This is a genomic window from Streptomyces sp. NPDC048461 (assembly GCF_055587105.1).
The window spans coordinates 38,416-52,870 of record NZ_JBVJGW010000030.1 but is presented as its reverse complement, the minus strand read 5'-3'; the positions used below and the strand labels follow the sequence as shown (position 1 = coordinate 52,870).

Below are 14,455 nucleotides of genomic sequence, written 5' to 3'. Positions count from 1 at the left end.
CCCACCGCCTCCCGGACGCACGGATGCCCCGGCCGCCCGGAGGCGGTCGGGGCATCGTTCGCGGTGGGGTCAGGCGCTTTCGGCGGTGAACATCCAGGCGTGCTTCTCGAGGTCGCCCGTCAGGCCGATCAGGATGTCCTCGGTGATCGGGTCCGGGTCGCCGGTGGCCTGGATGCGCTCGCGCATGCGGGTGATCACGGCGCCCAGGGCGTCCACCAGGATGCGCACCGCGTCGGCGTCCTTGATCAGGCCCTCGGGCACGTCGGCGATGGCGCTCGTCGACGCGACCGTCGCCGCCCGCCCGTCCGGGGTCACGCCGAGGGCGGACGCGCGCTCGGCCACCACGTCGGAGTGGGTGCGGGCCGAGGCGACGACCTCGTCGAGCTGGAGGTGGACGGACCGGAAGCGGGGGCCGACGACGTTCCAGTGGACCTGCTTGGCCACGAGGGCGAGGTCGACGAGATCCACCAGCGCGCCCTGCAGCGCTTCGCCGACGGTCTTCAGGTCGGCATCCGACAGGGCACTCTTCACGACGGACACGAGGTTCTCCAATGTGCGGGGTCCCCGGCGGCGGGTCCGGCGCTGTGGCCGGGCCGTTCCACTGAGGAACAGGATTTCCAAGACGAAACATCGCTTACCCGGATTGCTCGGGCTAAAACGGATGCCCCGCGAAGATCATCGCGGGGCATCGGGCACGGCGGGCCGTCGGGGCGCGGGCGCGCCGCCCCCGGGTCAGTCCGGCCAGGTGCCCGTCAGGCGGCGGACGCCCGTGGCGCCCGCCCGGTCGACGGCCGCCTTCACGACGGCGAAGACCGCGCCCTGGATGGCGGCCGCGAGCAGGATCTCCCGCCACGTGCGGTCCTCGTCGGTCGCGTCCGGGGCGTCGCCGTCGTTGCCGACGACCTTCCAGATCTGCCGGACCGCGGCACCGGCCGCCATACCGCCCGCGATGCCGAGCACCAGGCCGACCGGCCTGTAGGCGACCTTCGACGTGTTCATCGGTTCCTCCTCCGGGCCCGGCGCAGCACGGCGAGCGTGACCACGACGCCGGCCGTTATCAGGGCGGTGCGGTGGCGGCGCGCCACCGTCGCGACGATCCGGGCCTTCTCACGGGCCTGCGGGGGCGTGTGCTGCTGGACCGTGGCCGCCACCGCCGAGGCCGACGCGGTGAGCTGGTCCCTGGTCTGCGCCGCCGTGTCCCGTACGGTCCCCGGCGTCTTGTCGTGCGTCGCGTCCGCCACGTGCGCGGCCGCGTCGTGCACCTGGGACTTCACCTGCGCGGCCCGGTCCCGGATCTGGGACTTCACCTCGGCAGCCTTGGCCTTGGCCTGTGCCTTGACGTCCGCCTTCGCCGCGAGGGCCTCCACCGTGTGGCCCAGCTCCTCGCGGGTTTCCCGCACCTGTTCGCGCAGTTCCGCCGGGGTGGGTGCGGGTGCGGCGTGCTTCCGGTCGGCGTGGTCCTCGCTCATCGGTGTGCCCTCTCCTTGATCTCGGCCACGTCGGCCTTCACGCTCCGGATGGTCTGTTCGGGGGCCGGCGGGACGGCCCGGCCGATCTGCTTCTTCCCCATCGACGCGAGTACCGCCGCCACGGCGGTCAGCACCCCCGCCGCGATCAGTGCCGAGGCCCACACGGGGAGGACCAGGGCGAGGGCCGCGATCGCCGCGGCCAGCAGGGCCTGCAGGGCGAGGACGCCGACGACGCCCGCGCCGCCGAACAGGCCGCCGCCGAGGCCGGCCCGCTTGCCCTTCTCCCGCATCTCCGCCTGCGCCAGGCTCATCTCCTGGCGCACGAGCCGGGTCAGCTGCTCTGCGGCCTGCTCGACCAGTGCGCCGGTCGACTCGCGGTCGTGCTGCTGGACGGGGCCGTGCATGGACGGGTTCGCCATGAGATTGCCTTCCGGTGCTGTCGTTATGGCGCGCCTACCCCGGCCGCCGCGGGTCAGTCGCCGCAGGTCCCCGCTTTGTGCCCCGGGTCCGGCCCGCACGGTCCGCCCGGAGCCGCACGGCATCGAGGTGCCGGTCCGGCACCCGCACGTCGATCTCGTCCCGACGGACGTGATGATGTCGGAGATGTACGGGTACACGGCCACCGCGGAGATCCGCCGGATGCCCGGCCACGCGGGTCTGCCCGATCATCGAGGTCACCGCCAAGGCGATGCCGGGGGCGGTCCGCTCCCGGCGCACCCGAGCAACGAGAAAAGGGGACAGGGTGAGCACCCCGTACAGCCCGTCACAGGAACCCGAGGCCGTCGTACCCGTGCCCGTGCCCGTGCTCCTTCCCGGTCCGCCCTCCGCGCCGACGGTCCCGCCTTCCGCGCCGACGGTCCCGCCTTCCGCGCCGACGGTCCCGCCCTCCGCGCCGACGGTCCCGCCCTCCGCGCCGACCGTCCCGCCTTCCGCGCCGGCGGCCGCGCCCGACTCCGCGGTCGGCCGGCTGGTGGCCACGGTGGAGCGGCTGCGCCGCGAGGTGCGGGAGGCCGATGCCGCCGCCGACGGGCGGGCCCTGGTGGAGCTGGCCAAGGGCATCCTCGTCGAACGGCTGCGCTGCGGCCCCGCCCACGCGGCGGAGCAACTGGACCGCCTCGCCGCCCAAGCGGCGGTGTCCCGCCTGGAACTGGCCGCCGACATCGTCAACCAGGCCTCCCGGGACCGGGTCAGCGAGCTCGCCGCCGACTTCGCCGAGCGCACCAAGGAGCCCCCGTCGGCGGATCCGGCGGCGCTCCCGCTCTCCGTGCGGCTGCGCACCGCCGAGAGCGGCGTCCTGGCCGCGAGCGACACCCAGGCCGTCGCGCGGTCCCTGCTGGAGAACGCCCTGGACCCGCTGGGCGCGGTGGCCGTCGCCGTGTGGAGCGCCGGAACCGACGGGTCGCTCGTCCTCGCCGGGCACGCCGGCTTCCCCGAGGCGGAAGCGGCGCGCTGGCGGTACGTTCCCCCGGAAGTCGGCACCTTCGCCCGGCTGGCGCTCACCGAGCGCGGCCCGGTGGCCTCGCACCACCCCGCCGACCGGGACGCCCCCTCACTGGGGCGCCACACCTGGCCCGGCGGGGGCCGGATCGCCCTGCCGTCCGGCTCCGGGGGGCGGGTCCACGGCGTGCTGGAGGTCTGCTGGCCCCAACCGCTGGCCCCGCAGCCGCCCCAGGTCCTGCGCCAGCTGGAAGCCCTCGCCGAGCTGTGCTCCCACACCCTGCACGACCTGCCGGCGCCCGAACGCACGCACGGCGGCCCGGCCGCCTGGCCGGAGCTGGAGGAGCTCACCGACCTCGCCGACAACCTGAACGACCCGGCCCTCGTCCTCACGCCGGCCCTGGACGCGCAGGGAAACCTGACCGACTTCCGCATCCACCACGTGAACGGGCGGTTCGTCGACCCCGTCGGCCGGCCCCGGGGCGCCATAAGCGGCTCCCTGCTCCTGGAGGCGTACCCCACGGCCGCCGAGGACAACGGCCTGTACGAGAAGGCCGAGCGGGTCCACGCGACCGGCGAACCGCTGCGCAACCAGCGGACCACCCTGACGGCCCTGGTCGGACAGGTCGCCCTCCCGGCGGTCGCCGAGGTCAGCATCAGCCGCCACGGCGCCGCCCTGCTGCTCCTGTGGCGGACGGAGGACGAGACGGCGCGGCTGGCGAGCCTGCTCCAGCACGCCCAGCGGCTCGGCCGGGTCGGCGGGTTCGAGGAGAACCTGACCGCGGGGAAGGTCACCTGGAACAGCCAGCTGTTCGACATCTACGGACGCTCGGCCGCGGCCCCGCCCGTTCCGATGGAGGAACTGCCCGACCACGCCCACCCCGACGACGGGGTCGACATCCGGCGCTTCCTGCGCACCGTGCTGCACCACCGGCGTGACGCGTCCGTCGACTTCCGCCTCCAGCGGCCCGACGGCATCACCCGGCACATCCGGGTGGTCGCCGAACCGGTGCTCGACGGCCAGGACGGCCTGGTCGCCGTCCGGGGCGCCTACCAGGACATCTCCGCCCAGCACTGGACCGAGGTCGCGCTGGCCGCGACCCGCGACCAGCTCGCGCACACGGAGGCCGAGTCGGCCGACCGGGTCCGGCTGACCCTCCAGCTCCAGCAGGCGATCATGCCGCCCGCGCCGGCGCCGCTGGAGGTGCCGGGCATGCGGATCGCCGTACGGTACCGGCCGGCGGAGTCCGAGGCGCTCGTCGGCGGCGACTGGTACGACACGGTCCTGCTGCCCTCCAAGGAGGTCATGCTGTGCGTCGGCGACGTCGCCGGGCACGGCATCGGCGCGGCGACGGGCATGGTCGTCCTGCGCAACGCACTGCGCGGACTGGCCGTGACCGGCGCCGGCCCCGGGCAGCTGCTGTCCTGGCTCAACCGGGTCGCCCACCGCCTCACCGACCAGGTGACGGCCACCGCCGTCTGCGGCCTCTACAACCCCGAGACCGGGATCCTGCGCTGGGCGCGGGCCGGGCACCTGCCGCCCGTCCTGATCCGCGGCGAGAGCGTGGAGTCGCTGCCGCTCTCCGACGGCCTGCTCCTCGGCGTCCTCGACGACGTCGGCTACACCGAGCAGGAGATCCGGCTGGAGCGGGACGATACCCTTCTCATGTTCACGGACGGACTGGTGGAACGCAGGGACCTGTCGGTCAACGACGCGGTGGGGGAGTTCCTCGTCCGTACCAGGGACGCCCCGCGCGACCTGGAGCGGCGCCTCGACCGGCTCCTCACCCACAGCAAGTCCGACACCGATGACGACACCTGCTTGATCGGAATCCAACTGGTGTGACGGGTGCGGTCGCGGTACGCGGGGAAGGGCCCTGTCAGCGCCCGCGGTTCGGGGGCGAGCCGGGTCGCGGGGGCCGCGGCGCAGAAGGCGGAACGGCGGAGTCGATGGAGTACGAAGGACGGCAGCACCCGGAGCTCTCACAGGAGCTGCCGGCCACGGTGGCCCAGGCGCGCGCCCGGGTCCGGGAGCTGGTCGAGAGCCTCCCCCCGGAGCGGGCCGGGACGGACGAGGGCCTCACCGACATCCTGCTGGTGACGTCGGAGCTCGCCACCAACGCCATCCGGCACGGCGGTGGCCTCACCGGGTTCGGCGTCAGGCTGGAGGCGGACGGGCTCGTGCTCACGGTCGCCGACGCCAGCCCGCGGATGCCGGTGGCCCTCCTCCGGGAGGAGGGGTACGCCGGCCCGGGCGGGTTCGGCTGGCCCCTGATCTGCCGGCTCGCCAAGGACGTCGCCATCACCTCGCTGCCCGGCGGCGGCAAGTGCATAGAGGTGCTCGTGCCCCTGCGCTGAGGGCACGTGGCCGGATCCGTCGAGCCGGGGGCCGCCCACCGGCGCGCGGAAGCCACCGTGCATGGTTGGTACAGGCCATGGGTAGTCCATCGCCGCACTGAACGTAGACGGAGGGGAGTCCAGGGTGACTGCCGAGCGCTGCCAGGTCGATGTGCTGGATCAGCAGGACGGCGTGCGCGTCGTGGTGATGGCGGGCGAGTTTGACCTCGACAACGCCGGTCCGCTGCGCCTGGCCCTGGACCCGCAGGCCGAAGGCGTCCGGCGCTTCGTCGTCGATGTCACCCGGGTGTCGTTCGCCGACTCGATCACCCTGACGATCCTGCTTCAGGCGACCCTGGCACGGGACGTCGTGCTGGCGGGCTCCCAGCCCGCGCACCTCGCGCAACTCCTCAGACTGACCGGAGCCGACCGGGTGTTCGCCGCCGCTCCCTCGGTCGACGAGGGGCGCGCCATGGTGCTGCCTCCCCGCCCGGGGCGGTGACCGCCGCGGGGGCCCGGCCGCCGCGCGGCCGGACCCGCCCTCCCGCGGGAGTCAGGGCCGCAGGCCCCGCGCCGCGCGTGCCTTCGTACCGCGCGTCCGCGCCGCCCGCGTCCAGGACGACCAGGGGCCGGCGGAGCGCGCGGGGTCGGCGGGCCGGGGCTCCGGCTCCGGTGCGGCGGCCGCGGGGGACCGGCGCTGGAGTTCCGCGTTGAACTGCGCGCCGATGAGCAGGGACAGGTTCCCCAGCCACAGCCAGATCAGGAAGACCACGATCCCCGCGAGCGACCCGTACACCCTGCTGTAGGTGCCGAGCCCGCTCTGGCTGTACAGCGTGAACAGGAACGACGCGGTGAGCCACAGCAGCGCGGCCAGTACGCCCCCGGGCAGCCCCCGCCGGGTGCGGCCGGGGCTCAGCTTGGGTCCCGTACGGAACAGGACGAGGACGAGCGCCGTCACGACGAGCAGCAGGGCCGGCCAGCGGGCCACCGCCCAGGCCCCGCTGGTGTCGTGGCCCAGGAGCTGCGAGAGCCTGCGCGCCGCGGGCGCCGACAGCAGCAGGAGCGCGGCCCCCGCGAGCAGCAGGGCCAGCAGGGTCAGGGCGGTCAGCACGATGGTGTGCGCGGTGCGCAGCGGCGGCCGGGCGTCGGGCACGCGGTGCATGGTGTGCAGGGCCCGGCGGAAGACCGCGAGGTAGCTGGACGCGGACCACAGCGCGCTGAGCACGCCGCTGATGAGCAGGGCCCAGGTGGAGTTCTGTGAACTGACCAGGCCGGCCAGGGCCTCCTGGAGCACCTGGGCGGACTGCGGCGGCAGGTACGAGGTGAGGTCGGACACGAGCCGTTCGCGGGTCGGCGTACCGGCCAGGCCGAACAGGGAGACGGCCACCAGCAGCGCCGGCAGGAGGGCCAGCACCGAGTAGTAGGTCAGGGCCGCCGCGCAGTCGGAGAGGTTGTCGTGCCAGCCGCGCACGACGGTGCCCCGCAGCACGGTGCCGATGCGCGCGCGCCGGCGCCCGGACGGGCGCGGTGACGGCTGCGGGGACGGGGGCGGAGAGGACGGTGGGACCACCGGGCGCTCAGATTCCGGACCCGGACGAGGGGCGTGCGTGAGGAGACATGCCAGCCGTCTACCCCCTGCCCGGTCCGGCAGACGGCGGAAGCCGGTGCAATGAATCAGGCCGCCCATCGTGGGAAACCGGTGGAAAACGGGAAGTGCGACGGGGAGCGTCCCCCTCTTACGGCCGCGTCGCGGCAGACAGGCAGGCAGCAGCGTGCTCATCGATCTCACCGGGAAGACCGCACTGGTCACCGGCTCGACCCAGGGAATCGGCGCGGCCATCGCGGCCGGTCTGGCCGGGGCCGGAGCGCGGGTGGCCGTCAACGGCCGGGGCCGGGAATCCGTGGAGACGGCGGTGGAGCGGCTGGGGGCGGACGGCGGCCGCTTCCTCGCCGCGCCCGGCGACCTCTCGACGGACGAGGGCGCCCGCGCCGTCTTCGAGGCCGTCCCCGACGTCGACATCCTGGTCAACAGCCTCGGCATCTTCGGATCGCGCCCTGCCCTGGAGATCGACGACGCCGAGTGGCGCCGCTACTTCGAGACGAACGTGCTCACGGCCGTCCGGACCACCCGGCACTACCTGCCGGGCATGATCGGACGCTCGTGGGGCCGCGTCCAGAACATCGCCAGCGACTCGGCCGTGGCGATCCCGGCGGAGATGATCCACTACGGCATGTCCAAGACGGCCCTCCTCGCGGTGTCCCGCGGTTTCGCCAAGGAGGCCGCGGGGACGGGCGTGACCGTGAACTCGGTCATCGCCGGGCCCACGCACACGGGAGGGGTGGAGGACTTCGTCTACGGGCTCGTGGACCGGGACCTGCCCTGGGACGAGGCGCAGCGCGCCTTCATGCGCGAGTACCGGCCCCAGTCGCTGCTGCAGCGGTTGATCGAGCCGGAGGAGATCGCGCACATGGTCGTCTACCTGAGCTCGGCCTTCGCCTCGGCGACGACCGGCGGCGCCCTCCGCGTCGACGGCGGTTATGTCGATTCGATCCTTCCCTGAGGGGTTGGCGCCGCGCGTGTTCCGCCGGAGGATCGGAGGGCCCTGTGTAAATGCGGGAGGGCGGGGCAGCAGAGGTTCTGGAGGTTGATAACAATGGTTCCCCTGCTTCTTGTTCTTCTGCTCGCCCTGATCCTGTTCGGTGCCGGTTTCGCTCTCAAGGCACTGTGGTGGATTGCGGTCATCGTGCTGGTCGTGTGGCTCGTCGGCTTCGTCGCCCGCCCCAAGGGCAGTAGCGGTCGCTGGTACCGCTGGTAGCCGACGCGGTCTTTTCTGCCGATCCGTTCGGCCATCGACCGTTCGATACGAAGGAGTTGTCTTTCCATGACGAACAACGTGTGGGCCTATCGCCAGACTTCGGGTCATCTCCGGGGTACCGATCTGACCGGATTCAAGGTCGAGGCGACCGAGGGTGTCATCGGCAAGGTCGACAAGCACTCCGATGAAGTCGGCTCGTCCTACCTGGTGGTCGACACCGGCGTGTGGATCTTCGGCAAGGAGGTCCTGCTCCCGGCGGGCGCGATCACGAAGGTCGACGTGGACGAGAAGAAGATCTACGTCGACCGCACCAAGGACGAGATCAAGGACGCTCCGGAGTTCCACCGGAACACGCACCTGGAGGACTCCGAGTACCGCGAGCGGCTCGGCCTCTACTACGGCAACGGCGCACCGTACGGCGGCCCTTCCGTCTGATGCTCCGCGCCCGGTCCGGGGGCCCGCACCACGGTGCGGGCCCCCGTTCGCGTGCTGGTGGGGGTCGGTGTGGTCAACCGGCGCGGCCGTAGCGGACGTTCCCGCTCCAGATTCGCTCCAGCCGTACGCGGGTGCCCGGGCGGGGGGCGTGCCAGATCTTGTCGTGGCCGGCGTAGATGCCGACGTGCTCCACGGTCGAGCCCTTGGGGAAGAACACCAGATCCCCCGGTGCGCGGTCGCTGCGGGAGACGTGGGAGGTCTGCTCGTACTGCTGCTCGGCGGTGCGGGGCAGCTTCCTGCCCGCCTTCCTGAACGAATAGAGCATCAGGCCGGAACAGTCGAAGCGTTTGGGTCCCGTCGCCCCGCGGGCGTACGGGGCTCCCTCTTTGGATGCCGCTACGGCAACGGCTTTGGCGCCGTACTGCGGGGTCGCATGGGCGGGCGAGGCGGGGCCGGTCAGTATGCCGGCGGTGAGGGCGAAGAGAATGGGAAAGACGCGAGGGATTCGAAATCTGGCGGCGCGGCGAGCAAGTGGGTAACCCTGTCGAGTCTTACGGGAGTCGGCCCTGGGGACGGACATCGTAGTACCTCCGCGTTCGGATGCAGATAGCGGTCGATCGGATACCTGAGGGCCCTGCTTTCAGTGACGTGATTCCTGGCGTTCAACGGCCGACAGTTTTCTCCGATGGCGTCCCGAATTCCTTTCCGGACATGGTTTGGATTGTATCGATTCTGTAACAGATCTGCGAATATATGCAAAAACGACACGCGTTGACATCGGCGTGTCGGGGGGCGGGAAGACGTCGCCCCACGGCTCGGGCCGTCGGCGGGGGCGGGGAGCCGTGGAGCCGGGCCCGGTGGCGGTATGCGGGCCGGGCCTGCTGCCGGTCGGCGAACAGGCTTGACCGGGGCGAGTGTTGGTACGACGGCCCGACCGTGGGGGCCGCGTGCGCGTGCACGCGGTGTGCCGCGGCCGCGACGGCCGGGGCACAAGTGGGCCTCCTGCTCGCGGACATGCGGCCGGCCGCGCTGCCGACGGGGAACGGCACGTCGGGGTGGTCGCGGCCCTGGTCCTCGCCCGGCGTACGGGGGACGGCTCGACGCGCGGGAGCCCTGGGAGGCGTACGGCGCGGGGCGGGCCCTCGGGCACCCCGTCGACGGGCGGCACGCACGGATTCGGGGCGGTGGGGTGCGGGCGGGTCAGGAGGCGGGTGTCCGCGCCCGGCGGGGAGCGCCCGGTTCCACGGCGAGGACGGCCCGGGGCGGTTCCCTCGCGGACCCGACGCCGCCGCGCGGCGCCGTCGGGTCCGCGGGATGGGTCAGGGCTGCCGGATCGCGGACACCTCGAACTCCAGGACCACCTTGTCCCCGACCAGGACGCCGCCACCCTCCAGAGCGGCGTTCCAGGTGATGCCGTAGTCCTTGCGGCTGATCGCCGCCGACCCCTCGAAGCCGACGCGCAGGTTCCCGTACGGGTCCGTGGCGCTGCCCTGGAACTCGAAGTCGATGCCGAGGGGGCGGGTGACGTCCTTGATGGTGAGGTCGCCGGTCAGCCGGTAGGTGGTGTCGCCGAGCCGCTGCACACCGGTCGACACGAAGGTGATCTCGGGGAAGGCCGGCGCGTCCAGGAAGTCGTTGGTGCGCAGGTGCCCGTCGCGCTGTTCGTTACGGGTGTCGATGCTCGCCGACTTGATCGTGATCGAGGCGGAGGACTTGGAGGGGTCCTCGCCGTCGAAGTGGCCGCTTCCCTCGAACTCGTTGAACGCGCCGCGCACCTTGGTGACCATGGCGTGCCTGGCCACGAAGCCGATCTGGCTGTGTGCGGGGTCGAGGGCGTAGTTCCCGGTCAGTGAGGTGAGGGGGGTGGTGGTCATGGACCTGCTCCGCGGGGGCTCGGGGACGGGGACGAGATGCGCTCGTCCACGCTAGCCACGCTCGCCGCTACAGGCGTTCGACCGCGCCCGGACGTCACCCGATCGGCCAGGACGGTGCCCGGCGAGTCGCCGCCCCGCGCCCGGCAGCGTTTCCGTCGCCGCCCCCTGTCGTGCTCCCTCCCCCTGCCCGGCCGGGTCCCCGCCGCGTTCCGTGCGGCGACCCCGCCGTGATCCTGCCCTGCTGTGATCCGGCCCTGCAGTGATCCGCCCGCGAACGGGCCGGTCAGGCGCGCGGATCGGTCGCGATCTCGTCGCGGATCAGGTTGCGGTGCTCCTCGTACACGAGGCGCGCCTCGTCGCTCGGGACCGCGCCCGTGTCCAGGCCGCACAGGCACGTCACCGTGGTCTTGCCGGTGGGCACCCGCCCGGTCCACTGCTGTGCGGGGGCGTCCTGCGAGTCGAGCGCCGTGTCGTGGTTCTCGTAGCGGAGTTTGTGCCGGTACGCGGGTGTGCGCGGCTCGCGCGGGAGGGACGCCGGGCCGGTGCTGTCGAGGGTGGATCGGTACTCGCTCATGTGCCCATCATCCCGTGCCGGTGCGCTCCCGCGGCAAACCCCCGCCCGGGACACAGCCCGATGGGTGCACGTACGGCCGCCGGAGCGCCTGCCGGCCTCGCCCCGGGCGCCGCTACCCGTCGACCAGGGACAGGACGTTTCCGGCCGGGTCCTTGAACCAGGCGATCGACGGCATGGCGTCGCCGTCCCCGCGGGCGATGCCCTTGGCGTCCTGGTCGAAGCCCGGATAGCGCTCGAAGGCCACCCCGAGGGCCGCGAGGGCGTCGACCCTCCCCTCGATGTCGTCCACCGGGAAGTTCAGCACGGTGAAGTCCGCCGGCCGGTGCCCGTCCTTGGGGTACAGCAGGACGGAGCCGCCGCCCCCGAGGTGCAGGAAGAGCATGCCGTGCTCCCGGGTGACCCGCAGGCCGAGCGTTTCCCCGTAGAACTCCTCGGCCTTCCCGACGTCGTCCACCGAGAACCCGCTGAATGCCTTCGTGTCCCGGAACATGATCACTCCTGTCTCCGCGGGGCCCCTCCCATCTTCTCCCCGACGGCCCGCGGGCGGCGCGCGGAGGTGCCCGGCGGTGGTCCGCCGGACGGGAGCGACCGCAGCCGGAGACGAGTTTCGACGAGCAGGTGTAGACGCCGGGCGGCACGGGGAGGAAGGTGTCGGGCGCCCGACCACGGGCACCCGGGCGGCCCCCATCCGGGCCGCTCGCAGCATTGGACAGAAGGACGAGCATGGCCAGCGGCACCGTGAAGTGGTTCAACTCCGAAAAGGGCTTCGGCTTCATCGCCCAGGACGGGGGCGGACCGGACGTCTTCGCCCACTACTCCAACATCTCCGGCAACGGATACCGCGAACTGAACGAGGGCGAAACGGTGTCGTTCGACATCACGCAGGGCCAGAAGGGCCCCCAGGCGGAGAACATCATCCGCGCCTGAGCCCCGGCCCCACCCCGCTCGACGACGGCGCCCGCACCGGAAGGTGCGGGCGCCGTCGCCGTACGAGGAGGCACCGCCGGGCCGGGGCGACCCCGGGCCGGGACCGCCCCGGCGCCGCGCCGCCCAGGGGCCGCCCCGGCCCGGGCGACCCGGCGCTCGGCTACCGGTCGAGCAGTGCGCCCGCGACCGAGGCCGGGACCGGCGCGAGGCCGGCCGGGCGGGTGGTGAACGTGCCCCGCCCCTGGGTGCGGCCGCGCAGCCGCGAGGCGTACCCGAACAGCTCGGCCAGCGGCACCGTCGCCGTGATGACCGCCGTGCCCGACTCCGCGGCGGACCCCGATACCCGCCCGCGGCGCGCCGCGAGGTCACCGAGGACGCTGCCCACACCGTCCTCGGGAACGGTCACCGTGACCTCCACGACCGGTTCGAGCAGCTCCACCGCACTCGCCCGCAGCGCCTCGCGCAGCGCGAACCGCCCCGCGGCGCGGAACGCGAGCTCCGAGGAGTCCTTGGAGTGGACCGCCCCGTCGGTGAGCGTGACCCGCAGCCCCGTCACCGGGTACCCGCCGAGAGGGCCCTCGGCGAGGGCGTCCCGGCAGCCGGCCTCGACGGCGCGCGCGTACTCCTGCGGCACGCGGCCGCCGCCGACCACCGACCGGAACGTGAAGCCCGCCGTCCCGGTCTCCCCGCCCTGATCGGCGGGCTCGACGTCGATGACGACGTGCGCGAACTGGCCCGCGCCACCGTCCTGTTTGACGTGCCGGTAGACCAGACCCGACACGCCGCGCACGACGGTCTCCCGGTAGGAGACCTGCGGCCGGCCCACGACGACCTCGACCCCGTGACCGCTGCGGATCTTCTCCACCGCGACCTCCAGGTGCAGCTCGCCCATCCCCGACAGCACGGTCTGGCCGGTCTCCGCGTCGGACCGCACCGCCAGCGACGGATCCTCCTCGACGAGCCGTGCCAGCGCCGACGCGAGCCGCCCGGTGTCGGCGCTGCCGCGGGCCTCGACGGCGACCGAGACGACCGGTTCCGCCACCGACGGCGGTTCGAGGACCAGCGGAGCCCCCGGCGCGCACAGGGTCGTGCCCGCCCGGGCCGCCTTCAGCCCGACCACGGCGACGATGTCACCGGCCACCGCTTCCTCCCGTTCCTCGTGCCGGTCGGCCTGGACCCGCAGGATGCGGCCGACCCTCTCCGTACGGCCCGTGCCCGCGTCGAGCACGGACCCGCCCTTGCGCAGGGTGCCCGCGTACACCCGCAAGTAGGTGAGCCGCCCGGTCGCGGTCGCCGTCACCTTGAAGGCGAGCGCCGTGAACGGCTCCTGCGGATCGGGCGCGCGCTCCTGTTCCGTGCCGCCCGACACACCCCGTACCGGCGGCATGTCGGCGGGCGACGGCAGGTAGGCCAGGACCGCGTCGAGCAGCGGCTCGATGCCGCGGTTGCGGTACGCCGAGCCGCACAGCACGACCACGCCGTCTCCACGCAGCGTCAGCTCCCGCAGGGCGCGGGCCAAGGTCGTGCCGCTCAGCGCGGAGGTCGCGCAGAACTCCTCCAGCGCGTCCGGATGCAGCTCGGCCACCGTCTCCTCCAAGAGCCGGCGCCGCCGGCCCGCCTCCTCGCGCAGCGACTCCGGGACGGGGCCCGCCTCGTACGTGTCGGAGCCCGCGCGCCACAGCAGCGCGCGCATCTCCAGCAGATCGACGACACCGGTGAAGCCGTCCTCCCGCCCGACGGGCAGCTGGACCACCAGCGGGACCGTGCCCAGCCGGTCGCGGATCGAGGCCACGGCCGTGTCGAGGTCGGCGCCCGCCCGGTCCAGCTTGTTGACGAAGGCGATCCGCGGAACCCCGTGCCGGTCGGCCTGCCGCCACACCGTCTCGCTCTGGGGTTCGACTCCGGCAACGGCGTCGAACACCGCGACCGCCCCGTCGAGGACCCGCAGGGACCGCTCGACCTCGTCCGAGAAGTCGACGTGCCCCGGGGTGTCGATCAGGTTGACGCGGTGTCCGCCCCAGGTGCAGCTGACGGCCGCGGCGAAGATGGTGATGCCGCGGTCGCGTTCCTGGGCGTCGAAGTCGGTGACGGTCGTGCCGTTGTGGACCTCGCCGCGCTTGTGGATGGCGCCGGTCGCGAACAGGATCCGCTCGGTGATCGTGGTCTTGCCGGCGTCGACGTGGGCGAGGATGCCCAGGTTGCGGACGGTGGTGCGGGCGGGGGAGGCGGTGGGGAAGGGTCGCCGGTCGGTGCGCATGGCCCGAGGCCTTTCGAACGATGGGGAAGAGGCGGCGCGATTGCCCGACGACGCTCCCCGCGTCCGCCCCCCGCCCCTCCGCGGCGCGCGCCGGCGCCCCGCGGAGGGGAGCGCCGGGCGGCGGGCCGCGGCGTGACCGCGCCGCCGGGACGGAGTCCGGACGGGACGGGTAACGGGAGGAGAGGGCGGAGCGGACGCTAAGCGCGCGTCAGGGGCGTGCGGTGACGGCCGCGCGGCCGGCACCGGGCCCCGTGAGACACCGGGATCACGTCGTACCGGGACGGGGGAGCGAACGCGGCGGCGGTGCGGTGCGTGCACATGGTCCGGCT

17 protein-coding genes are annotated in these 14,455 nt (G+C 73.3%); 7 read left to right on the top strand and 10 right to left on the bottom strand.

What is annotated here, in order from left to right; genetic code table 11:
* Window positions 1-69: 69 nt before the first annotated feature.
* The 4 genes from ACZ6S8_RS33910 to ACZ6S8_RS33895 all read right to left on the bottom strand — a co-directional run bounded on the left by ACZ6S8_RS33910 (window position 70) and on the right by ACZ6S8_RS33895 (window position 1,888).
* The gene (locus ACZ6S8_RS33910) at window positions 70-540 is read right to left on the bottom strand and encodes a Dps family protein (protein WP_469461511.1); all 471 of its coding nucleotides are present in this window, start codon (window positions 538-540) and stop codon (window positions 70-72) included.
* Window positions 541-732: 192 nt separating this feature from the next.
* Complete coding sequence (locus ACZ6S8_RS33905; RefSeq protein ID WP_469461509.1) at window positions 733-999, bottom strand: DUF4235 domain-containing protein; 267 nt, start codon at window positions 997-999, stop codon at window positions 733-735.
* Entirely contained in the window at window positions 996-1,469 is a 474-nt protein-coding gene (locus tag ACZ6S8_RS33900; protein ID WP_469461508.1) for a DUF3618 domain-containing protein, read from the bottom strand. The genes ACZ6S8_RS33905 and ACZ6S8_RS33900 overlap by 4 nt, the downstream gene beginning before the upstream one ends.
* On the bottom strand, window positions 1,466-1,888 hold the full coding sequence (locus tag ACZ6S8_RS33895; protein WP_469461507.1) for a phage holin family protein: 423 nt from the start codon (window positions 1,886-1,888) through the stop codon (window positions 1,466-1,468). Before ACZ6S8_RS33895 ends, ACZ6S8_RS33900 begins: the two co-directional genes overlap by 4 nt.
* Window positions 1,889-2,211: 323 nt before the next feature.
* On the opposite strand from ACZ6S8_RS33895, the gene ACZ6S8_RS33890 reads away from it, so the two are divergent.
* The 3 genes from ACZ6S8_RS33890 to ACZ6S8_RS33880 all read left to right on the top strand — a co-directional run bounded on the left by ACZ6S8_RS33890 (window position 2,212) and on the right by ACZ6S8_RS33880 (window position 5,745).
* Window positions 2,212-4,752: a SpoIIE family protein phosphatase gene (locus tag ACZ6S8_RS33890; RefSeq protein WP_469461505.1), complete on the top strand. Its 2,541-nt coding sequence runs from the start codon at window positions 2,212-2,214 to the stop codon at window positions 4,750-4,752.
* 104 nt (window positions 4,753-4,856) lie between these two features.
* Window positions 4,857-5,264 (top strand): ATP-binding protein, encoded by a 408-nt coding sequence (locus tag ACZ6S8_RS33885; RefSeq protein ID WP_469461503.1) that lies wholly within the window; start codon window positions 4,857-4,859, stop codon window positions 5,262-5,264.
* Between the two features lie 124 nt (window positions 5,265-5,388).
* Window positions 5,389-5,745 carry an STAS domain-containing protein gene (locus ACZ6S8_RS33880; RefSeq protein WP_469461501.1) on the top strand — a complete coding sequence of 119 codons (357 nt, stop codon included), beginning with the start codon at window positions 5,389-5,391 and terminating at the stop codon, window positions 5,743-5,745.
* A 51-nt stretch (window positions 5,746-5,796) separates the two neighbouring features.
* Here the strand turns inward: ACZ6S8_RS33880 and ACZ6S8_RS33875 are convergent, their stop codons facing one another.
* Complete coding sequence (locus ACZ6S8_RS33875; protein WP_469461500.1) at window positions 5,797-6,732, bottom strand: YihY/virulence factor BrkB family protein; 936 nt, start codon at window positions 6,730-6,732, stop codon at window positions 5,797-5,799.
* Window positions 6,733-7,015: 283 nt separating this feature from the next.
* Between ACZ6S8_RS33875 and ACZ6S8_RS33870 the strand changes: the two genes are divergently transcribed.
* The 3 genes from ACZ6S8_RS33870 (at window position 7,016) to ACZ6S8_RS33860 (ending at window position 8,494) form a co-directional block, all read left to right on the top strand.
* Window positions 7,016-7,804: an SDR family NAD(P)-dependent oxidoreductase gene (locus ACZ6S8_RS33870; protein ID WP_469461498.1), complete on the top strand. Its 789-nt coding sequence runs from the start codon at window positions 7,016-7,018 to the stop codon at window positions 7,802-7,804.
* Between the two features lie 93 nt (window positions 7,805-7,897).
* Window positions 7,898-8,059 carry a DUF5670 family protein gene (locus ACZ6S8_RS33865; RefSeq protein WP_267726685.1) on the top strand — a complete coding sequence of 54 codons (162 nt, stop codon included), beginning with the start codon at window positions 7,898-7,900 and terminating at the stop codon, window positions 8,057-8,059.
* Window positions 8,060-8,125: 66 nt separating this feature from the next.
* On the top strand, window positions 8,126-8,494 hold the full coding sequence (locus ACZ6S8_RS33860; protein ID WP_469461496.1) for a PRC-barrel domain-containing protein: 369 nt from the start codon (window positions 8,126-8,128) through the stop codon (window positions 8,492-8,494).
* Between the two features lie 73 nt (window positions 8,495-8,567).
* Here ACZ6S8_RS33860 and ACZ6S8_RS33855 read toward each other — a convergent pair whose 3' ends face one another.
* From ACZ6S8_RS33855 to ACZ6S8_RS33840, 4 genes are all read right to left on the bottom strand, one after another.
* On the bottom strand, window positions 8,568-9,074 hold the full coding sequence (locus ACZ6S8_RS33855) for a C40 family peptidase (RefSeq protein ID WP_469461494.1): 507 nt from the start codon (window positions 9,072-9,074) through the stop codon (window positions 8,568-8,570).
* 739 nt (window positions 9,075-9,813) lie between these two features.
* Complete coding sequence (locus tag ACZ6S8_RS33850; protein WP_469461492.1) at window positions 9,814-10,368, bottom strand: YceI family protein; 555 nt, start codon at window positions 10,366-10,368, stop codon at window positions 9,814-9,816.
* 283 nt (window positions 10,369-10,651) lie between these two features.
* Complete coding sequence (locus tag ACZ6S8_RS33845) at window positions 10,652-10,942, bottom strand: hypothetical protein (RefSeq protein WP_469461491.1); 291 nt, start codon at window positions 10,940-10,942, stop codon at window positions 10,652-10,654.
* Between the two features lie 112 nt (window positions 10,943-11,054).
* Entirely contained in the window at window positions 11,055-11,432 is a 378-nt protein-coding gene (locus tag ACZ6S8_RS33840) for a VOC family protein (protein ID WP_469461489.1), read from the bottom strand.
* Window positions 11,433-11,665: 233 nt separating this feature from the next.
* Between ACZ6S8_RS33840 and ACZ6S8_RS33835 the strand changes: the two genes are divergently transcribed.
* Window positions 11,666-11,869: a cold-shock protein gene (locus ACZ6S8_RS33835; RefSeq protein WP_383809107.1), complete on the top strand. Its 204-nt coding sequence runs from the start codon at window positions 11,666-11,668 to the stop codon at window positions 11,867-11,869.
* Between the two features lie 160 nt (window positions 11,870-12,029).
* Here the strand turns inward: ACZ6S8_RS33835 and fusA are convergent, their stop codons facing one another.
* Complete coding sequence (gene fusA, locus ACZ6S8_RS33830; protein WP_469461487.1) at window positions 12,030-14,126, bottom strand: elongation factor G; 2,097 nt, start codon at window positions 14,124-14,126, stop codon at window positions 12,030-12,032.
* Between the last annotated feature and the right edge of the window lie 329 nt (window positions 14,127-14,455).